This window comes from Yeosuana sp., from assembly GCF_057126245.1.
Map to the genome: position 1 here is coordinate 1 of NZ_DBNGMQ010000048.1, position 22548 is coordinate 22548.

18 protein-coding genes and 1 pseudogene are annotated in these 22548 nt (G+C 31.6%); 15 read left to right on the top strand and 4 right to left on the bottom strand.

Annotated elements, in window-relative coordinates; all coding sequences use genetic code 11:
* The 4 genes from AC15TD_RS04670 to AC15TD_RS04685 all read left to right on the top strand — a co-directional run.
* Window positions 1-2326: tetratricopeptide repeat protein (locus AC15TD_RS04670; RefSeq protein ID WP_484450969.1), on the top strand; the 2326-nt coding region annotated here is incomplete at its 5' end.
* 100 nt (window positions 2327-2426) lie between these two features.
* Window positions 2427-5708, top strand: coding sequence for a DUF5107 domain-containing protein (locus AC15TD_RS04675; RefSeq protein ID WP_484450970.1), 3282 nt, complete (start codon window positions 2427-2429; stop codon window positions 5706-5708).
* A 199-nt stretch (window positions 5709-5907) separates the two neighbouring features.
* The gene (locus AC15TD_RS04680; RefSeq protein WP_484450971.1) at window positions 5908-7461 is read left to right on the top strand and encodes an FG-GAP repeat domain-containing protein; all 1554 of its coding nucleotides are present in this window, start codon (window positions 5908-5910) and stop codon (window positions 7459-7461) included.
* Window positions 7462-7594: 133 nt separating this feature from the next.
* Window positions 7595-8554 carry a hypothetical protein gene (locus tag AC15TD_RS04685; RefSeq protein WP_484450972.1) on the top strand — a complete coding sequence of 320 codons (960 nt, stop codon included), beginning with the start codon at window positions 7595-7597 and terminating at the stop codon, window positions 8552-8554.
* Window positions 8555-8561: 7 nt separating this feature from the next.
* Here the strand turns inward: AC15TD_RS04685 and AC15TD_RS04690 are convergent, their stop codons facing one another.
* Window positions 8562-9263 carry a phytanoyl-CoA dioxygenase family protein gene (locus AC15TD_RS04690; protein ID WP_484450973.1) on the bottom strand — a complete coding sequence of 234 codons (702 nt, stop codon included), beginning with the start codon at window positions 9261-9263 and terminating at the stop codon, window positions 8562-8564.
* Window positions 9264-9711: 448 nt separating this feature from the next.
* Between AC15TD_RS04690 and AC15TD_RS04695 the strand changes: the two genes are divergently transcribed.
* From AC15TD_RS04695 to AC15TD_RS04735, 9 genes and pseudogenes are all read left to right on the top strand, one after another.
* Window positions 9712-9891 (top strand): hypothetical protein, encoded by a 180-nt coding sequence (locus AC15TD_RS04695; RefSeq protein WP_484450974.1) that lies wholly within the window; start codon window positions 9712-9714, stop codon window positions 9889-9891.
* A gap of 261 nt (window positions 9892-10152) precedes the next feature.
* Window positions 10153-11121: pseudogene (locus AC15TD_RS04700) on the top strand (AI-2E family transporter).
* A gap of 111 nt (window positions 11122-11232) precedes the next feature.
* The gene (locus tag AC15TD_RS04705) at window positions 11233-11799 is read left to right on the top strand and encodes a helix-turn-helix domain-containing protein (RefSeq protein WP_484450975.1); all 567 of its coding nucleotides are present in this window, start codon (window positions 11233-11235) and stop codon (window positions 11797-11799) included.
* Window positions 11800-11802: 3 nt separating this feature from the next.
* Window positions 11803-12249, top strand: a complete 447-nt coding sequence (locus AC15TD_RS04710) for a response regulator (protein ID WP_484450976.1) — start codon at window positions 11803-11805, stop codon at window positions 12247-12249.
* Window positions 12249-14036 carry a CHASE3 domain-containing protein gene (locus AC15TD_RS04715; protein WP_484450977.1) on the top strand — a complete coding sequence of 596 codons (1788 nt, stop codon included), beginning with the start codon at window positions 12249-12251 and terminating at the stop codon, window positions 14034-14036. Before AC15TD_RS04710 ends, AC15TD_RS04715 begins: the two co-directional genes overlap by 1 nt.
* 163 nt (window positions 14037-14199) lie before the next feature.
* Entirely contained in the window at window positions 14200-14616 is a 417-nt protein-coding gene (locus AC15TD_RS04720; protein WP_484450978.1) for a hypothetical protein, read from the top strand.
* 25 nt (window positions 14617-14641) lie between these two features.
* The gene (locus AC15TD_RS04725; RefSeq protein ID WP_484450979.1) at window positions 14642-14794 is read left to right on the top strand and encodes a lmo0937 family membrane protein; all 153 of its coding nucleotides are present in this window, start codon (window positions 14642-14644) and stop codon (window positions 14792-14794) included.
* 48 nt (window positions 14795-14842) lie between these two features.
* Window positions 14843-15505 carry a hypothetical protein gene (locus AC15TD_RS04730; RefSeq protein ID WP_484450980.1) on the top strand — a complete coding sequence of 221 codons (663 nt, stop codon included), beginning with the start codon at window positions 14843-14845 and terminating at the stop codon, window positions 15503-15505.
* A gap of 31 nt (window positions 15506-15536) precedes the next feature.
* Complete coding sequence (locus AC15TD_RS04735) at window positions 15537-16037, top strand: hypothetical protein (RefSeq protein WP_484450981.1); 501 nt, start codon at window positions 15537-15539, stop codon at window positions 16035-16037.
* A gap of 281 nt (window positions 16038-16318) precedes the next feature.
* Here the strand turns inward: AC15TD_RS04735 and AC15TD_RS04740 are convergent, their stop codons facing one another.
* Window positions 16319-17125: a PfkB family carbohydrate kinase gene (locus AC15TD_RS04740; RefSeq protein ID WP_484450982.1), complete on the bottom strand. Its 807-nt coding sequence runs from the start codon at window positions 17123-17125 to the stop codon at window positions 16319-16321.
* A gap of 358 nt (window positions 17126-17483) precedes the next feature.
* Between AC15TD_RS04740 and AC15TD_RS04745 the strand changes: the two genes are divergently transcribed.
* Window positions 17484-18767 carry a serine hydrolase domain-containing protein gene (locus AC15TD_RS04745; protein WP_484450983.1) on the top strand — a complete coding sequence of 428 codons (1284 nt, stop codon included), beginning with the start codon at window positions 17484-17486 and terminating at the stop codon, window positions 18765-18767.
* 153 nt (window positions 18768-18920) lie between these two features.
* On the opposite strand, the gene AC15TD_RS04750 is transcribed toward AC15TD_RS04745, so the two are convergent.
* On the bottom strand, window positions 18921-19523 hold the full coding sequence (locus tag AC15TD_RS04750; protein WP_484450984.1) for a hypothetical protein: 603 nt from the start codon (window positions 19521-19523) through the stop codon (window positions 18921-18923).
* A gap of 243 nt (window positions 19524-19766) precedes the next feature.
* Entirely contained in the window at window positions 19767-20027 is a 261-nt protein-coding gene (locus AC15TD_RS04755; protein WP_484450985.1) for a hypothetical protein, read from the bottom strand.
* A 265-nt stretch (window positions 20028-20292) separates the two neighbouring features.
* Here AC15TD_RS04755 and AC15TD_RS04760 point away from each other — a divergent pair, with 265 nt between their 5' ends.
* Window positions 20293-22530: a tetratricopeptide repeat protein gene (locus AC15TD_RS04760; protein ID WP_484450986.1), complete on the top strand. Its 2238-nt coding sequence runs from the start codon at window positions 20293-20295 to the stop codon at window positions 22528-22530.
* The last annotated feature ends 18 nt before the right edge of the window (window positions 22531-22548 follow it).

Sequence of the window (22548 nt, forward strand, 5' to 3'; positions counted from 1 at the left end):
CAGCCAATATATTGAGTTGATGGCTGGTTTCTATACCGATAATCAACCAGATTATAGCTGGATTCAACCGTATGAATCAAAATTTGGAAAAATGATATGGTTTCCTATTCGAGAATTGGGAGGATTAAAATATGCTAATAAAAGAGGAGCTTTGAACCTTGAATTAATTGATGGTGTTGCTAAAATTCGAATAAATGCCACATCTCCTGTTCAAGATGCTATGGTGAGATTAGAATCGAAAGGAAAAATAGTGTATGAAAATATAACGTATGTTGGACCAGATAAACCTTTTTCTTTTGATATGAAATTATCAGAAACTACGACTGAGGATGATTTAGCTCTTTCATTGTTAGATGCCAATGGATCCATACTACTGCGTTTTGTTCCCAGAGATCATCACCCGCCTTCTGAGGGTATGCCTGAATCACTCGAACCACCAGCAGCCCCAAAAGATGTTAAAACCATTGAAGAATTGTATCTTATTGGTCTTAGGCTTAATCAATTTTACAATTCCTCTAATCCAATGCCTTATTACGAGGAGGCGCTGCGTAGAGATCCAAACGATTACAGGGTGAATACGCAGTTAGGAATACTTGCTATTAAAGCAAAAGATTGGAAAAAAGCAGAAGCTTACCTCCAAACGGCTGCCGATAGAATTACCATGAATTATACAAGAGCCAAAGATGGAGAAGCACTTTATTACCTTGGTATCACACAGCGCGCCTTAGGTAAAACACAAGACGCTTATGACAACCTGTATAGAGCAACATGGAGTTCGGCATGGCATTCAGCCGCCTATTACCAACTCGCAGAAATAAATTGTAATGCAGGTGATATTGAAAAAGCTTTAGGTCATATTGACAGAGCATTATCAACAAATGCTGAAAACAATAATATGTTAATATTAAAGACAATGTTATTGAGGAAGTCAGGTGACTATAATTCAGCAAAAGAAATTCTTAAGCAGCTTATTTCGAAGGATTTGATTAATCATTGGGCACTTAATGAATTGTATCTTATTCAAAAGGAAACAGGGGATTCAAACGAATTTAGCGCACTTAACGATTTAATATCACTCATGCGCAATGAGGTTGAAGCCTATCTTGAATTAGCAACGAGCTATGGTAATTGTGGACTTTTTAAAGAAGCTAAAGATGTTTTGTTACGATTGGAGTCGGCGGATAATACCTATCCAATGTTATATTATTATCTTGGTTATTACAGTCACCTACTTGGAGATGGCGCGGCGTCTCTAAATTACTATAAAAAGGCAGCAACTATGCCCCACGACTATTGTTTTCCTTATCGTGCTGAATCGATTGTTGTGCTTGAGCACGCCATGAAAGTGAATCCTGATGATGCAAAAGCACCTTATTACCTTGGTAACTTGCTTTATGAATTACAGCCAAATCGTGCCATTAAGATGTGGGAGCTGTCTCGTGAACTGGATGATTCATTTTATATCGTACATCGTAATCTTGGTTTAGCTTACGAGGAAATACAAAAGGCTAATAACTTAGCGATGAAAAGTTATGAAAAAGCAGTAGCTAATAATCCTAATGATGCTCGTCTACTTTTTGAACTAGATAAAATATATGAGAAGAATAAAGTGTCATCACAGAAAAAATATGACTTATTAAAAGATAATAATGAGACTGCGCGTTTACGAACAGAAACACTACTCCGTTTTGCGACAAGAGCATTAGAAGTAGGAAAATATCAGGAATCTATCGATCTTATAGAAAACAACACTTTTCCTCAGCTTGAAGGCGAGCGGGAAATGCAAGACACTTATTTGAGTGCCTCTACACTAAGAGCTATGGAATATCTTAATTCTAATTTATTGGATAAAGCAGAAGCAGATTTTAAGAAGATTGTAGACTATCCTGTAGGTAGGTTTGGTCGGTCGCGTTGGGCACAATTTAATTATCTTTTAGGTATTACCTATAATAAGATGGGAGAAAAGAATAAAGCTAAAGACTATTATAAAAAAGCGATAGCTGTGAATATTCCTTTCAGAGGTGCCGATACAGAATACGCATATTACCAAGGGTTAGCATTGAAGGCGACTGGGCAGAAGAAAGCTTCAACAGCGTTATTTAATAAAATGTTAGAATATGTGCAAAGAATTGACAATAGCACCTTTTTTACCCAGTTTGAAGGAGGTCAATCAGAGGATTATCAGGCTGCCACCGAACATTATATTGCTGGATTGGCATATCAAGGTCTTGAAAATAATACTAAGGCAAAAATAGAATTCGAAAAGGCTTTAACGTATAATCCATCTCATGTTTGGAGTCGGGTTCATTTAAAACAAATAAAATAAATAGAAAATAGTAGTATTATTTTCTTCCAAAGAATAACTTTTAATAGCGATAAATATGAGTTTTAAAGGCGTAATAAAAATAAAATGTTTTGTTTTTTCTATGTGTTTGATCGGCGCAAGCCTTTCGGCACAAGTTAAAATGACAGAAGAAATGTGGACGCTTCCAACGTATAAAGTAGAAGCATCAGAAAAGGCACCTTTCTTCTACACTGGAGAAAATTATCAGGGCGCTAGAAAAGTTATTTATCCGTATGCGTTAAATGATGTTATTTCTAACACAAAAGAATCAAAGGAATGGAAAACCTTAAAGCTTGAAAACGAATATATTGAATTAGGGATTACTCCTGGAATGGGCGGAAAACTGTATTACGCAACGGACAAATCCAATGATTATAATTTTATATATAAAAATAATGAAGTAAAACCTTCAAATATTGGTATGACAGGGGCTTGGACATCGGGTGGAATCGAATGGTGTGTATTTCATCATCATCGTGCATCGACCATGCTGGATATGGATTATAGCATGGCGGAAAACCAAGATGGAAGTAAAACCATATTTATTGGCGAAACCGAACCGCGCCATCGTATGCGCTGGACGGTAGGTGTTACAGTACATCCGGGCAAATCATATTTCGAGGCAGAAATTTCTGTATATAATCCAACCCCATATACCAATACATTTTTATATTGGGCAAATGTTGCCACGCATACCAATGAAGACTATCAAATAATATTTCCGCCTAGTGTCGATTTTGCAACATTTCATTCCAAAAACGATTTTACACACTGGCCTTTTTCAACTGAAGAATATAAAGGTCAAGATTTTACTGAAGGTGTTGATATTAGCTATTGGAAAAATGTAAAGCAATCGGCTTCGTTTTTTGCATGGGATTTGAAGGAGGACTTTATGGGAGGCTACGACCATGGGACTAATACCGGCACTGTACATATAGGAGATCATAATATTGTTAAAGGTGCAAAATGCTGGGAATGGGGATCTGGCCCAGTAGGGCAAGCTACAGAAGGAAGGTTGACAGAAACCAGTGGGCCGTATGTGGAAATTATGGTTGGCGCCTATTCAGATAATCAACCAGATTACACATGGATTAAACCTTACGAAGTTAAAAAATGGAAACAGTATTGGTATCCTGTAAAGGACATAGAAGGGTTTAAAAATGCCAATTTGGATGCTGCAGTTAATCTTGAAAAACGCGAAGGTAATTTCGTTTTTATAGGATATCATTCTACGCAAAAATTGGATAATGCTCGAATTATATTAAAAAATGGGACAGATATTATTTTTCAAGAGGATGTGCAAATTTCTCCAGTAAAGGCATTTACGCAATTGATTGATTTGAAAGGGAATTTTAATCTTTCGGATCTATATACCGAAATGGTTGATACAAAAACCAATAAAAGCATCATATCTTATAAGCCTCTCGAAAAGGAAAAACCAAGAGAATTACCTAAAGAAGTAGAAAGACCTCCATTACCTGAAGATATGGAAACAGTGGAAGAGTTATATATAACAGGAAGCAGACTTGAACAATTTTATAAAAATCCTAACGATTATTACGAGGAAGTTATTAAACGTGATCCAACTAATAGTCGCACGAACACGGCAATTGGAAATCAATATCTTAAAAATGGCGATTACAAAACGGCAAGAAAATATTTTTCCACAGCAATAAAAAGAATAACAACTGATTATACTAGACCAAAAAACACAGAAGCCCTATATCTTCAAGGGCTAACATTAAAAACTTTAGAGCTTTATGATGAAGCTATTGATACGTTATATCGTGCCACTTGGGATTATGCCTTCTATTCGGCAGCATATTTTGAATTGGCACAGATTTCATGTATTAAAGAAGATTTTGAAAAAGGCCTCCATCAAATAAATGAATCGCTTTCTACGAATACTAGAAATACCCGTGCTATTGGTTTAAAAGCATCTATTCAAAGAAGATTAGAGGATTTTGATGGTGCAAATAAAACACTTTCGGTAATTGTTGACGTAGATCCACTTGACTTTAGAATTCTAAACGAAGTTTATTTAATAGCAAAGGCATCAGGAAATAAGGAAGCAGCGGAAAAAGCATTGGCATCATTTACAAAAAAAGCAAGGAATTTTCATGAAAATTATCTTGAGTTGGCTGTAGGCTATTTGAATGAAGGTATGTTAGAAGAAGCAGAAGATGTATTGCAACGCTATAAAGGTGAAGACCCTATTATTCAATATTACTTGGGATATATTAAAAGTAAATTTGGAAAGAAAGATGAGGCTATAAAACTGTTTAAAAGCGCACAAAGTCTTTCTACAGATTATTGTTTTCCATACCGATTAGAAACGGTTAAAATATTACATGTTGCTTTAGAAAACAACCCAAAAGATGGAAAAGCAAATTATTATCTTGGTAATATTCTTTACAATAAACAACCCGAAAAAGCTATGGAATATTGGGAAGAAGCTATAAAAAACACTCCCGATTTAGCCATGGCATATCGTAATTTAGGATGGGGGTATTACAGACATTTTAATAACTATCAAAAAGCCATCCCTTATTATGAAAAAGCCCTTGCCCTTAGCAAAAATGATGCTATTTTATATACTGAACTAGATAAGCTTTACGAGTTAAATAATAGTCCGGTTAAAACGAGGCTAAAAATATTTGAAGGAAATGAAGCAGCAATAAATAACCGTGATGATGCTTTTGTTCGTCAAATAATGGTGCTTACTTTGGCAGGAAAATCAGATAAAGCAGTTCAACTTTTAAAGGATAAGGTCTTTAGTTATCGTGAAGGTAATTCAAGAGTTCGTGAAGTTATTATTGACGCACAACTATCGTTAGGATTAAAATACATGGCCAAAAAAGAGTATCAAAAAGCACTTGATCATTTTTTGATGGCTCAGGTTCCTGATGAGGAAGCTGGAAGTGCCAGATCTGGAAATAGAAATATTCAAGTGAATTATTTTATTGGTAAGGCATACAGTGCCTTAAATAATAAGCCAAAAGCAAATGAGTTTTATAATATGGCCACTGAGGCTGAAACCTCAAACAAGTCTAGCATAATGACTTATTATAAAGGATTAAGTTTTGCAGAGTTAAATAATATTACTGCAGCGCATGCTATTTTTAATGAATTAATCAAAGAAGGAGATAAAATATTAAATAATAATGAGGAGGTATCAGATGATTTCTTTGCCATTTTTGGAGAGAAAGAAAGTGAAAGCATCAGAAAATCACGCGCTTATACACTAAGAGGATTGGGATATAAAGGCCTAGGTAAATCATCAAAGGCAAAAGAAGATTTAGCAAAAGCGGTAGAGTTATCAGTAAGTAATTTGTGGGCTAATACTGAATTACAAGACATTTAATTTTCAAAGGATTAATTATTAATTAGAAAAACGGTTTATGTAATATTATTATTTTTATGATAAATATAAACTCTAATGATGATTTCTAGCCTTCTAATAAAGTTGTGAATTTTATTTGAATCAATTTCATTCAAGATAGATATGGTAGTATTTAGTAGGTAAGTAGAAAACATGTCGATACACTTTTAAAACAGATTTTATGGAGCAAAAAAAACCTTTTAAGTTTGAAACCAAAAAACTGATTATTTTATTGGTCATAATCGCCCTAATTATTTTAGGTGTCATTATAATATTTTCATTTTTGGAAGAAAGAAAACAAGGAGAAAAACTTGCGAATCTAGAAAATGATTATAACATGTATTGTGGTAGTTGTCATATTGTACCTAATCCAATGAATATTCCTAAATCCTTATGGAAAAGCAAGGTGCTTCCTGAAATGGAAAAAAGGATGGGTTTAAAGCATTATACAGATGGATTTGTAAGATATTCGGATGAAGAAAAAAAATATATAGAATTAAATAATGCGTATACAGATTTGCCATTAATAGATAGTTTAAAATGGAGACAACTATATAATTATATTATTAGTATTGCACCAGATAGTGTTCCAAATATACCGAATAGGAAAGGGCGGAATTCTAAACTAACTCAATTTAAATCTTCTTTTGAAACCTTAAATAATATTAAACCAGCTGGAGGAATTGTAAATCTAAAATTTGATAGTAAAACTAATAAATTATTGGTTGGGGATATTTATGGTCAGTTATATAACAGAAAAACACAATCAAACATAGAATTAACATTAAACTCTCCGATTGTTTCAAGCGTTTTAGTAGATAGTACCCTTTATGCCACGGAAATAGGAATTATGAATCCAAGTGAAGTTCCTCGCGGTGTAATTTATAGTGTAAATTCAGATACCGTAATACCGTTGTTTAAAGAACTTCATAGGCCGGTATATACAGAAATAACTGATCTTAATGGGAATGGCGAAAAAGAAATTATTATTTGTGAATTTGGACATCTTACTGGAGAACTTTCATTACTAGTAGAAGAAGATTCAGTTTTCAAAAAAAGAACTTTATTAGCGCTTCCAGGTAGTATAAAAGTTGAAGTGGTAGATATGAATAATGATGGAAAAAAAGATATAGTTGCTTTATTTGCGCAGGGTAGAGAGGGGATTTATATTTTTTATCAGAGGGATAACTTAGAGTTTAGTGTAGAACAGGCAATAATGATGGAACCAGAATATGGTTCAAGTTGGTTTTCATTGTTAGACTATAATAATGATGGACATTTGGACATACTTTTAGCAAACGGAGACAATGCAGACTATTCTAGATTCTTAAAACCGTATCACGGCGTAAGGCTATTTATTAATAATGGCGAAAATGAGTTTAACGAGGAATGGTTTTATCCCATAAATGGAGCAACGCGTGTATTGGTTGATGATTTTGATATGGATGGCGATTTAGATTTTGCAGTATTATCGTTTTTTCCAGATTTTGATGATGGTCTTGAAGAAGGATTTGTCTATTTAGAAAATCAAGACACTACCAATTACGTTTTCAAACCTTATACAACTGGAGCTGCTAAAAGTGGAAATTGGTTAGTAATGGAAAAGGGGGATTTTGATAACGATGGAGATATCGATATAATACTTGGGAACTTTAGCATGCTTGCGGCGAATAAATTTAAAAGTAAGGAAAAGAATGACTTGTTGTTCCTAGAAAATAACGTTATGAAGAGATAGTTTTCATAAAATTTTTTATATCAAGTGAGTGTCCATTGATGGAGCTATTTTATGCATAAAGTATGAGACTTGATTAATTCTTGTTATTTGATACTAATCGTTTTGTACAATAAAACTCTAAAGACTAAGCTTAATGAAAACGATCAATCTGTTTTTAATTATTCTGCTGCCATTTGTTGCTGCTATTCAATATAAAAAAAATACTAAAATGACACATATATTAAGAAATAGCAAGCTTGAAATACATATCGATATGCCCTTAAAAAATTACAATCTTTCAAGATTTGATTGGACGGGTAAAATTACAGCCGTGAAATATAAAAATATATTTGTAACTGGGGTAGAAGATCTTAATGCTGAAAGTGAGAATGATTACGGAAAAGGTTTATATAATGAGTTTGGAATCGAAACGACTATTGGCTATAATGAAACAGAAGTAGGGGATTGGTTTCATAAAATAGGAGTTGGACTTTTAAAAAAAGATGATACGGTATATGATTTTACTAAACGTTATGATATTCAACCCGCCATATTTAATGTTAAGAAGAAATCTAATAAAATAATTATTGATTGCACATCTCAAAGTGTAAATGGGTATGCATATATTTTAAAAAAAGAAATTGAATTATTTGAAAGCAGTTTTGTGATTACATATGTTTTAAAAAATGTAGGTAAAAAACTTATTTCAACAAACGAATATGTTCATAATTTTTTAGCAATTAATAAAGATTTAATAGGTAGTAATTATATCTTAAAATTCCCATTTCAATTAAAACCCGAATTGTTTAGAAAGACCTTTAATTCTGAAGAAAAAGTTGAGATTGAATCAAATAAAATCACGTTTAATAATACCCCAAATAAACAGTTCTTTTTCAGCTATCTTTCTGGTAATGAAAAAGTAGATGCATCTTGGGAGCTCATAAATACTAAAAATAACATAGGAATTAGTGAAAAAGGAAGTTTTAAAACATCTAAAATCAACCTTTGGGGATGGAAACATGTTGTGAGTCCAGAGTTATTTTTCGAGATAAACGTTGAACCTGGAAAATCGATTGAATGGACTAGAACCTATAAGGTTTATGATACCAATTAAATTTTTTCTAAAACCGTTCCTCAATTATTTCTGCAGTAGAAAATTTATACCTCATATTTCTATACACACAAATATCTGTTATGTCTTTGGGAACCCCTAAAGGAACAGCTCTGAAATTAGAAGATACTCTGTCACTTTTTACAGGCATTACTCTATGAAAACAATGACCGTGTAAAAAGATAACGGTTCCTTTTTTAGGTCGAAAAACGATTTGACCTTCAATGTCCTCATGTGGAACTCCAACTGGTAAAACGCCTGCTTTATGTGCTTCTGGCATGATTACAATTTCACCTCCTGTTGCTTCTGTAATGTCCTGGGTATATACTAATCTATTTAAATTATACATTTTAGAATTTTCTGGTGGACAATCTTGATGCCAAGCCTGACCTTTACTTCCTGCTTTAGAAAACATCATCATACAATATAAATTTTCCCAACTATCATCTAATATGGTATTTGTGATTTTATTAAAAGTATGGTTCTTATCGATGTCGTCAAAATAGGGTTTGTTTTCTAGATATGGAAACCATGGAATAACTTCGTTTTCAGATTTAGAAATATAATCAGAAGTATGTTCCCAATCGCTGTTTAATCTAAAATGATCAAGAATAATTCGCTGATAACGATTCATTAAGTCATCAGGAAAAAAATTCTCAAAAATAACATACCCCTTTTCCCAAAACTCTTGTTTTATTTTTTTGTAATCCATATAACACCAATTACTGTTAAAAATTAAAATATAAATATTTTAATTGGTCTAAGATAAATAAAATTTGAATTATAAGTATTAGTGTAATTACGACGTTGTTTTTCTTGTTTATAACAGAAGTTCAAAATATGCTGTGTTCATCTCAAAATCAATAATGCAGTTGATATTTTAATAAGTGCAATGCAACAGCAGAGGTCGTTAAATACCGAAACATATTAGTATTTCCTTTTTAATTATAGGAGTGCTTTGAATCTTTAATTTTTTTTCATTTTAATATCTAAACGATTTAAGCTTCCTATTTCATTAAAATCTTATAATAATTCTTAAGAATTGTGTAACAAAAAGAGTGTGTAACAACCGTAATTTTGTGTTGCAAGGTGTGATATACACTCTTATAATTAAATGGTTTATTATAAAAATTATGAATAAGAATATAAAAGTTATTTTATTGGCAGTTGGTATTGGACTATTAGTTTACGGAATTTATACAATGATTACTCCAGAAGCTTCATTAAGTATAGGTTCTCTTGATATTACAACTCAAGATAATACCAATTCATATATAACGATAGGACTCGGTCTTGCAGCTATCCTAATAAGTTTTCTTGGAAGTAAATCTTTAAAATGATTCGAAAATAAAATTATGCTGCCTAAAGTAAATACAGTTTATATATTTTAAGTTTAGTTGGTTAGTGAACTATGTATGGAACTGATGTTTAGGCAGTTTTTTATTAATAAAAAGTATTCAAAAAACCACATCATGCAAAGTGCTTTTAGCTTACTTTCACTTATCGCTATTGTTTTCGTTTTATACATACCAAAGCCGTTAATCATGCCTATATTGTATACATCAATATTGGCAATCATGATATTTCCTGTCTAAAAATTTCTGGAAAGAAAATGGAGATGCCATCGTTTATTTGCGTCTTTATGCTCAATAACAATCATATTGTGTGTAACGGCATTATTCGGAATAATAATCTATTTTCGACTTAATGCCTTAATTATTAACAGTGAAATCTATATTGCAAAATTAACAACGCTTTACTATAATTTTATAGAATATACTTATGACGCTTTTGGAATAAGTAGAAGGAGTTCATTATTCACAAAAGATTTAAGAATTGAAAGTCTCTTAAAAAGGCGTTTTGATGAGATTGGAGGATTTATCTACCAATCAGGATTTTTCTTCAACTACTTTGTTTTAATCCCTATTTATCTGTTTTTCTTTTTGTATTACAGACACTTTTTTAAGGTCTTTTATTATAAAATATTTCGAAATAAGCCAAAGGTATTTTTAAACAGAATGATTAGGAAAGTATATAAAATTCAACAAAATTATTTGTTAGGACTGTTTAAGGTCATTATAATTGTAGGGTGTTTAAATAGTATTGGATTACTTCTTTTAGGTATTGGGAATCCTTTCTTTTTTGGGTTTTTAGCGGCGTTTTTATTACTAATACCTTATATAGGTATCATTATTGGGTCACTATTGCCCGCCATAATTGCGCTTGCTACAAAAGACAGTGCTTAGTATGCTTTTGGTGTCATTGCCATATTTGGCTTTATACAATTTTTAGAAGGTAAATTTATCACACCAAAAATAACCGGATATAAGGTGAGTATTAATGCTTTTATGGCCATATTATCGCTTATCGTGTTTTCAATGCTTTGGGGAATTGAAGGTATGATTGTGGCATTGCCAATTACGGCGACCTTAAAAATAATTTTCGACAATACGCCGGAATACAACGCTTATGGTTTTTTATTATGTGAGCCTGTAGATAAGCACTTGCACAGTTCTGTTAGAAATAGACTAAAGTTATGGAGAAAAATAAGAAAAATGAAACAGATATAATTGATAAGTGTTTGTTTTAAACAATTTAAATAACAAATAAACAGTCGTTTATAACAAACCCTTCACTACATTTACACGTTAGCCTTTTAATGAAAGTTAGCACATTTTCATATGAAACTATTCTTAAAATTTGATTTTAATACCGTTAGTAAAAAAGTATTAGAGTCTAAGTTTAATAAGCTAAACTTAGACTATGAAATTTTAGGTTTTGGTGAGGTCGAGATCTTAAAAAAATTGACGACAGAGCAATACCTTGAGTTAAATGTTTCTTTAAACGAATATGGTATTGAAATAGTAGAAAGCCAGAAGAGTATTTTGGTTCAAAAAATTAAAGACATCATAATAGATATGGTTTTTAATGAAGACACTAAAGTGAACGTGAAAAGTTCGGTGTATTTGTCTGAAAAATTGGGACACAGTTACGGTTATCTTTCCAATTTGTTTTCAGAAATCACGTATTCGTCCATAGAAAACTTTATGATTATTCAAAAAATTGAATATTCAAAACAACTGCTGTTAAATACAGAATTAAATTTAACAGAAATAGCATTTAAGCTAGATTATTCTAGTGTTGCACATTTAAGTACCCAGTTTAAAAACACAACGGGTATAACACCATCTACTTTTCAACGGATTATTTTTAAAAGAAGGCAAATTGCCCAGCAAAAACCGAACTAGATTATGCAAACCGATTTCATGCATATAATTCTTGCAGATGATGATGAAGACGACATTCTTTTTTTTACGGATGCTTTTGATGAATTAAAAATCAATATAAAAGTGAATACGTTCAAAGATGGTGAAGAGCTTATGAATTATTTAAATAAGGATGAAGCGGTTATGCCAAACGTCCTTTTTCTTGATTTAAATATGCCAAAAAAAACCGGAATAGAATGTTTAGCAGAAATTAAAGCTAGTCAAAAAATGTGTGGAATTGCCATTGCCATTTATTCTACATCAGCTTCGGAAGAGGATATTGAAAAAACGTTTGTGCTGGGGGCAAATATTTATATAAAGAAACCGGGTGACTTTAAAAAACTTAAAAAAGTACTTTCAGAAGTGGTATCTATTAATTGGCAATATCATACCAATGCTTTAAATAAGGACAACTTTCTATTACGATTTTAATGAAAAAGAAATATTTAGTTCAATCGACATCATTTTTAAGAGTCATTCTTTTATTGAGTTTGTTTGTTATTCTTTTAATAGGAGGTTTTACATATAGACATATTTTTAATTTGACAGATTCTACAGAAGAAGTTATTAAAACCTATAAAGTTAATTTTGAATTAGAGCAATTAATTTCTTATTTAAGAGATACAGAAAGTGGATATAGAAATTATATAACAACAAAAGACACTACTTATTTAATTCCTTATTTAAATGCCAATGAAAAAGTCAATGCTTCTTTTTTAAAGTTAAAAAATCTTATAAAAGTAAATTCTGAACAACAGGAAAACTTAAAGGTTTTAAATATATTAACCGATAGCCTTTTTTCTAACTTTTCTAAAACGAATGTTTTTGTTAAAAATAATAAAACAAATACCGAAGCATTTAAAACGCTTTATTTTAAAGAAAAAATAATTATAGACAGTATCAGGCGTCAGTCTAATGTTATGTTTGAATTAGAAAACAAACTACTTAATATTCGGCAAAGAGAATATCAAAGTGATTTACAATTCACACCTTTATTTTTCTATTCAGTTTTGCTAGTGACACTTATATTAATAATTATAGCCTATACTAAGATTAGTAGTGACTTAAAAGACATAAAAGCAAAAAACGACCAATTATTAATCTTTAGGGAATCCACAAATCAATCTGAAATTATTGGTAAACATGGTAATTGGATTTGGCATATAGATTCTAATAAGTTTGCTTATTCAGATAATCTGTATCGACTTTTAGGTGAAGAACCACAATCTTTTGAGGCTACCTTTGATAATTTTTTAAAATTTGTACACCCTGAAGATGAGGAAAAATTAACTGAAGATTTAGATAAAATGATTGCTTTTGAAGAGTTGCCCATTACAAACTATCGGATTATTCAAAAAAATGGTTCGATAAAATATCTAAAAGTGTATGCAAAATCTTTTTATAGCGGGAACGGACAAAAAAGATTAATAGGTAATACCAGTGATGTTTCTGATGAGATAGAAAGTATCTTAGCCCTTGAAGAGCATAATTTAGAACTCGAACGCAATAATAAAGAACTTTCTGCTTTTAACTATGCAGCTAGTCATGATTTGCAGGAACCTTTGCGGAAAATACAAACTTTTATTTCTAGGTTAGAAGAAAAGGAAGGCAATAAATTTTCAGATTCTGGTCGTCAGTATTTAGAGCGTATTAAATCAGCAGCTACAAGGATGCGATTATTAATAGATGATTTGCTTCAGTTTTCAAGAACGAATAAGCCTGATAAGGAATTTATTAGTTCAGATTTAAATGATCTTTTTGAAAATTCAAAACAAGATGTGGCTGAAATTATTTTAGAAAAAAAAGCCCAAATTACATGCGATACCTTGCCGAAAGCAACGGTAATTGTATTTCAGATACAGCAATTATTTTCAAATTTATTGAGTAATTCTTTAAAATACAGCCAGAAAGAAAGGGTGCCAATTATTAAAATAAACTATTCAAAGGTGAAAGCAAATGAGGAGCCTGATTTAATAAAAGCATCTAAAAGTTTTTACCATAAAATTACGTTTAAAGATAATGGTATTGGTTTTGAACAGAAATATGCAGATCAAATATTCCAATTATTTAGTAGACTTCATAATAAAAAAGAATATTCTGGTACTGGTGTAGGGCTTTCAATTTGCAAAAAAATTGTTGATAATCATCAAGGATTTATTTTTGCCAAAGGCGAAATTAATGTTGGTGCTATATTTAATGTGTATTTACCTGTTTCCTAGGCTATAAATAAAGCTGTATTACATTATAATCACTTCATTTTATAAAGATGTAAGACAAGATATTGAAATTTTACAATCTTATTCCAAAATACTGTAACATAAAACCCTTCTTTCTGCATCACCTTTGTTGTATTCTTATATTAATACATAGGACTATGAAATCATGAACAAATTAATGTTTGCATCCGAGGATAAAGCAATAAATAAATTATTCACTAATACAATGACAGTAAACTTAGAAAACAATACAACTCAAGGTTATAAATGGATTATAGAAACTGATTTGGGCGTTTTTACAGGGACTTGTCTGAGTATAGATGAGGTAAATGAAGAAATTGCTATGCTAAAGAACAACGCTAAGATTCTTAAAAAGAACATTATTCCAACATTTTTAACAATACCGTCTTTAACAAATAATAATGAAGAAGATAAAATTTGTTCATGGAATCTAACAACTAATGATAGTCATGCATCAGGTATATCAACAAGTTTAAAAGAAGCGAAACGAGTAGTAAATTCATTTGGGTCTACAGAGGTTTTAAAATACAATATTGTTGAATCTTTTAATACATCAAAATAATTATTAACCTTTAAAACATAACAAAATGAGAAGCATATTATATTTAATCGCAGTAGTCCTTGTAATTGGTTGGGCATTAGGATTTTTTGTCTACAGTGTAGGTGGATTAATACATATCTTATTAGTTCTAGCAGTCATAGCAATACTCTTAAGGCTCATAGGTGGTAAAAAAATTTAACAACAAAAATTAATTCAATAAATCATTAAAAATAAAACATTAAAAATTATGAAAATATTAAAAATTACAATTGCATTTTGCTCATTGGGCTTGCTATTTACATCATGTAAGAATGAAAAACAAGAAGCAGCCAAAGAAAATGTGGAAGTATTTACGAGCTACGTAGATTCGGTATCTAATCTCGAATTTACAGAGGCTAATTCAAATTGGAAAAATATTGAAAATGGGTACACTACTTATAGATATACTGCCAACGAAAACTTAAATAACCTTGAAGGTAGTGAACCACTAAAAAATGACATAGATGCTTCAACATTAAAGTTTGAAACATATAAAACAAATGTTATAGAAGCAGGTCGATATCAAGCCATGGTAGTTTTTAAAAATAATTTAAGAAGATCTCTTCTTGGAAAAAATTATAATAATGACGACATGAAGTTTGATTGGATTAACAAAGATAACATCTTAAGTGTGTATCAAAATTTTGTAGATACTATTAAGGCTAATAAGGATAATTATTCTCGTGAAGATTGGGATGAAATTAAATTGTTATACGAAGCAATCGACACAAGAAAAAACACGGTTGAAAATGAAGGTTTAACCAGTTCTGATAACAGAAAAATTGCAGGTTTAAAACTTGTATTTGCACCTATGTACACATTAAATAGAATGGGAGCAAAATCAGAAGAAAATTCAAATGCAAAAATATAGATTAATCAATTTTAAATAAAACAATAAGAACATGAAAAAAACAATAGTAACAGCCGTAATATTTTTAGTAGCAGGTTTTACAATGAATGCCCAAGATATCTCAAAAAATGCTTTAGGTTTACGATTAGGTGGTAACGATGGTTTTGGAGGAGAAATATCCTATCAGGTACGCTTAAGTACTAGTAATAGATTAGAATTGGATTTAGGTTGGAGAGATGGTAAGAACTATGACGGCTTTAAGATTGCTGGTTTATACCAATGGGTTATGCCAATAGAAAATCAATTTAATTGGTATGTTGGTCTTGGTGGGGGATTAGGATCATATGGGTATAATGACAATAATATTAACAATGGTAACGATTACACTGATACTTTTGTATTTGCTGCTGGTGATATAGGGATAGAATATAATTTTGATATCCCGTTATTAATTTCACTAGACTTTAGACCAGAAATAGCTTTTGGCGATGAACGTTATGATAATAACGATTTAGGTTTAGATATTGCATTGGGTTTAAGATATCAGTTTTAACATAAAAAAAATGTAATAATTTTATTACCCCATAGTTCCAATGAACTGTGGGGTTTTTGTTTTCAGTTGGTTTAGATAAAACCGGATGAGTCTCACTTTTTTATTCACCATAATATCTTACAACTAGTGCAACTTTAATTATTGATTGTTTTGTTTATTATGATTTTAAAATGTGATTTAATAGTAATTCTATATTAGGCAGAGTAGGCCAGAATAAAAATATTTATTCTTTAATTTATAGTTACCGAATTTGGATTCTTTGAGTTGCTAATTTTTAAATATTATTCCACGCCACCCATGTAGGCTAAAACCTTACTTGCGGCAACAGATCCCATTTTTAAAGCTTTATTTATATCTCGCGATTTAAAGAATTCAATGGTAAATGCAGCTTGAAATGCGTCTCCGCAACCTGTAGTGTCAACAATTCCTTCAACTTCAATGGCTTTATGGCTATAAGATGTGTTATTGTTAAAGGCAACACTTCCATTCGCGCCAAGGGTAGCGACAATTAATTTACCTTTTTCCTCTGCCAGTGTTTTTAAATCATATAACATATCTTCTTTTGCACTAAGAAAAGTAATATCGATCTTTTCTATCATATTTTCAATTACATCAAGAGTGAAATAATCCAAAAAATCTATAACTACTATTTGACTATTGTTTCTTCTTTTTAATAAATCCTCTAAGTTAGGATCTCCAGCAGGCATTGCAATAATGTCACTTTTTTCAACTTGTTTCCAATCAGTGTCAGTTAGACGAAAAGCATCAAAAGCACCTCCATTCCAGCTATCCTTTTTAAAATATCGATCTCCTTTTTTATTAATAAATATTTTATTCGAGGCTGTCGGCTTATCTATTCGGTATATACGGGATTGGTCTATTTGGTTTTTATCAAGGTGCTGTACTATGAGCGTGCCAAAATCATCATTCCCTATGGCACCAATAACTGAAACGTCTTTAATTCCAGATATTTTACACTGAGTTGCAAAATTTAAAGAATTGCCACCCACATAAACTTTACCTTGCTCTGGAAAAAAGTCGACACAAAAAGAGGTTAATGCAGTAATTTTTATTTTTAAGTATTTCATATTAATATAAATAGCGATTGTGTTTCATAATGAAACTTTATGGTTACTTAAATAATTTTAGCCTATTGAGGAAATCAAATTTTTTAATTTATGATAAAATTAAAGATACTATAAATCTTTAATTTACTATTTTTAGCCCATTATATTATTTTAGTATAAGTCATTCATTATAAATTATTTAACAACATAATTATTAATAGGGGGAATGCTATGTATTTTAATATAAGTTGAAACCAACTTCTACATTAAAATGCAAATAAACAATAGTGATTTTAAAAAAAAATGGTTTTTATCGATTATTTAAGTATTTCATCCTATATTAGTGCCTTTACACCAAAAATCAAACATTATAATACACATGCATAGATTCAAAATCTTTAGAAAACCAACTTTTTTAATTTTTGCATCTTTTTTACTCACCTTAAGTGTAGTTAGATCTGTAACTGCTCCTGATGAAGTAACAGAAGTTTCAACTAATAAAATTGTTGAAACTCCAGTGAATCAAAATGTGATTAAAAAATATAAAGGGCATCAGCAAAAATTGAATAATGCGCTTGCTGTATATTTTAAGAAGGCCATAGCGTCAGGTGATATTGTAGGCGCAGGAGTGAGCGTTGTTAAAGGTGATTCTATTGTAATCTCTGAGGGGTTTGGTAAACGGAATATTAAATTTAATGATAACATTGACGAAGAAACCGTATTTCGACTTGGATCTCTATCTAAAGGGTTTGCAGGAGTTTTGGCGGCCAGATTAAAAAGTGAAGGTGTATTGGATTGGACTGATAAAGTTAGTGATTATATCCCAGAATTTCAATTGGGAGACAGCATTAATACCAATAAAATTACACTTGCCAATATTTTATCGCAAACTTCGGGAGCGCCTTACCATAGTTATACCAATCTTATCGAAGCTGGATTACCATTAACCGAAATTGCTAAGCGCTTTAAAGCAGTAGCTCCAATTAGTAAACCTGGTGAGCTTTATAGCTATCAAAATGCTATGTTTGCTCTTAGTAGTGAGATGATGCAAAAAGCAACCCATCAAGATATTAGGACCTTGTTGAACGATAGGTTTTTTAAACCTTTGGAAATGAATACGATTTCAATGGATTATCAAACTTTAGAACATACCAAAAATGTTGCTTTACCACATTTTAAAAGTCGTAATAGATGGAAAACATTAAACCTTAACAATCATTATTACAATGCCGTTGCTGCAGGCGGTATCAATGCCAGTGCACTTGATATGGCCAAATGGATGCGATTATTACTGGGTCATCGCTCAGAATTAATAGAAAAATCTGCTCTAGTTCAAGCTTTTAATCCATTTGTAGAAATTAAAGGTCACAGCAAATATTACCAGCGATGGCCAGGACATGCGAGTTCTTATTATGGCTTTGGATGGAGGATCCATAAATTCGCAGAAAATGATGAACAAAAAACCATGTTACATCATGGTGGAAGTGTTAACAATTACAGAAATGAAATTGCGGTCTATCCTGATTCCGATTTGGGTATTTGTGTTCTTCTAAATAATAATTCTAAACTAGCAAGAACAGTGATTCCTGATATCTACAAAATTGTGAATGAGGTTTTTGACGAGGCCAATTCTAAAGCGCTACATAGCATCGTGTCGAAGTAATCTTGACATTTTTTGGAGCCTTATAATTTTACGTTTAACATTGTACGAGACCTAATTGCCGAGCTGTTTAGGCAAGCTTTTAATTAAATGTATTTCTTCGTTCTTTTATACGAGCCGATATGGTCTTATATACTTCTTTATTGTTAGGAGCGTTTATTTTTCCATAATATCATTAATATAAATGGATCGGTATTTTTCCGGATATTCAAATTGTACAGGATGAGTAGCATTTTCAAATAAATACCATTTTTTTGGGGCCTTAATTGAATCAAAACACGCTTTGGCTAAAGTAGTTTCAGTAAAATGGTCGTTGTCTCCCTGCAGAATATATACTGGCACCTTCCATTCAGGTATATCGCGCATTAGATTAACATTAAAGCAAGTTGGCCATAATATTTTATATGCTAGGTAAACTTGTTCTGGGTTATTAATCATTGGTGCTAATTTTTCGCTAAAGGTAAGGCCGTTATCCAATAACATTTGTTTTATAAAATTGAATCCAATGTTTAAGTGAGGTGGTGCATATTTTACAACAATCATACCTTGAATATCACAAGTATGTGCCATTTCTACATTTGATTTGTTAGGATATGGCGGTCTTCCAATACGTTTCAATTGATTTATTGAAATAGTATCATTTTGTTTTTGGGCCTCTGCCATTACAAAATCGTACGTAAGTTGTTCTGATATTGGTTGGTTGGCCATCTTACCAATACCAATATAAGCGTGGAATAATTCGGGTTTTTTCTGAACCATAAATGCACTTACTGTTGTACCTCAAGATGTTCCCCCAATATGTATTTTATCTTTTTTAAATGTCTTCTTTAGGTGGTTTACAACTTCCAAACCATCGTCAATGATTTGATTTAAGGAAATGGTAGAGTCCAGTAAACTATTATTATAAGCAAGTCCAGAACCTCTTTGTTCCCAATAGCACACCGTGAAAAGGTCTTCTAGATCAAATCCAACAATTTTTGAAATTGCCGGAGTAATAGGACTTCAGGGGCCACCATGCACCTGCAATAACAAAGGATTGTTTACATCCTTGCCCCTAATCGTTATTCTTTGAGGAGCCCCGTTTATCACCATATCTTCATGCATGGTAATACTATTAGGAAGAATGTCCCCATGCTCATCAAGAAATGGCTCTTCAACCCTAGAACTGTTGATTTTTATAATTAGAAGAATAATTAAAATCAAACCAATAATGCGACTTAGGAGAATGAGTAGCCATTTTCCAATTTTTCTTAAAATTTTCATATTCTCATCCTAACTTATATGAGATTTATATTACCGCCAACATTTGGATATAGATAATTGACTATATATACATGACATCACTAAGAAAGTAAAACTTATATTTTAATAAATTAATAGATTGGTTAATTGCGTTGATGTCAGTTGTTTTTGGTTGGACTATTTGATAACAAAAACCATACGGTTATTTCAAAAGATATTGGTATTTATTCCTTCAAATAAATTAATTATTATTTGTAGTTTTATCATTCATTTTATTACGAAAAATATGCGCATTCTTTTAGTTGCTTTAATAATTTTATTTATACTTTTTGGGTGTAAGAATGATGTTAAACAAGAATATATAAGTCAGAATGATGATGTATTTACATCCACCAAAGAAATTCCTGACAGCCATTTTTTAGGAGATAACAATTGCAAAGAATGCCATGAACAAGAGTTTGAAGATTGGCAAGGGTCGCATCATGATAAAGCGATGCAATTAGCGGATAGTCTTTCTGTGTTAGCTGATTTTAATGACAAAATATTCACTAGCCAAGGTGTTACCTCTCACTTTTTTAAAAAAGATTCAGATTTTTATGTCAACACTGAAGGACCCGAAGGCAATTATCATGATTACAAGATTGTTTACACATTTGGAATAACGCCTCTTCAGCAATATATTGTAAAATTTCCAAATGGCCATTTTCAATGTTTAAGAACTGCTTGGGATACGGTTAAAAACAAATGGTTTGACTTATACCCAGATTTTAAAGTGGTCCATTCAGAATGGCTACATTGGTCTCGCGGTGGTTTAAACTGGAATAATATGTGTGCAGATTGCCATTCAACCAATGTAAGAAAGAATTACGACCAAGAAACACATAGTTACAACACGAAGTACGCCATAATTAATGTAAACTGCGAAGCATGCCACGGTCCAGGGAAACAACATGTAGAAGATGTAAAGCGATTAGGAGAAGACTATACGTCTACTGGAACTATGCAAATGACTCTCAATACAACACCTAAAGAGATAGTTGACCAATGCGCTAGGTGTCATATGCGACGGGAACAATTTTCTGAAGTCTTTAATTTTGAGGGTACTATGTTGGACCACTATTTTCCTCAATTAATAGAAGAACCTATTTATTATCCAGACGGTCAAATTTTGGATGAAGATTACGTGTATGGGTCCTTTATTCAAAGTAAAATGTACAAGAATAATATTGCTTGTAATAATTGCCATGATTCACATTCTCTAAAATTACGATTTGACGGTAATACCTTATGTGCGCAGTGCCACATTAAAGAAAACTATGATACGCCAGAGCACCACTTTCATAAAATGGATACTGAAGCCGCCATGTGTATAAACTGCCATATGACAGGTAGATATTATATGGGAAATGATTTTAGACGTGACCATAGCTTTAGAGTTCCCAGACCAGATTTAAGTTTAAAATACGGAACGCCAAACGCGTGCTCAGGATGCCATAAAGATAAAGATGATGCATGGGCTTGGAAAGAATTTAAAAATTTATTTGGAGCAGTAGATTCTATACATTTTTCTGATAAACTTGTTCCTGGAATTACAGGACAGCCACATGCCGATATAGGATTAATAGAGCTTATAAATGACACGACGCAGGTGGACATGGCAAGAGCATCGGCAGTTAAAGCCTTATCTAATTACAATGCACAAAATTTTATTAATGAGTATTTATCATGGTTGAATGATGAATCACCCTTAGTTAGGGCGGCAACTTTAGATGTTTTAAGTAATATTAATAATACAGATTATGTTAATTCATTTTTACCGCTTTTAAAAGATCCTAAACGGAGTGTGAGAATTAAAGCATTTTATGCGTTAGGGAATTTAAATGAAGCGCAGGTACCTGAGGACTATAAAGTTGTTTATCAAAAAGTAAAGAAAGAATTTTTTATACATGTAAAAAACAACTCAGATTTTGTTGGAGGTCGGATTAAAAGAGCTAATTACTACTTAAAACAAGGTAATATTGAGAAAGGAATCGAAGGTTATGAAAGTGCTTTGGAAATTGACAACATTAATAATCAGGCCCGGTTTACGCTAGCCAATTTGTACTATAACCATAAAGATTACAGCAAAGCTGAAGAGGCCTTTAAAACGGTTATAAAACAAGAGCCTGAATTTGGACCAACTTATTATTCTCTAGGATTGTTTTATGCAGAATTAAACAGAACTGATGAAGCTATAGAGCAATTAGAAAAGGCTGTTGAAAAAATGCCAGATAATATTAGGGTTTATTATAATTTAAGCTTGCTTTATGATAGTAAGGAAGATCAGAATAATTCTGAGAAGACGTTAATAAAAGGATTAAAAATTGATGGTAAAAATGAAAGTATCTTATACGCCTTAGCGTATCATTATTCTAAATACGACCAAGTAGAGAAAGCTAAAAATATTTTAATAAAATTAGTTCAGTTATATCCAAACAACGTCCAATATGCTAATTTTTTACAACAATTAAATTCAAAGGGTTGATATAATTAATTCTACATT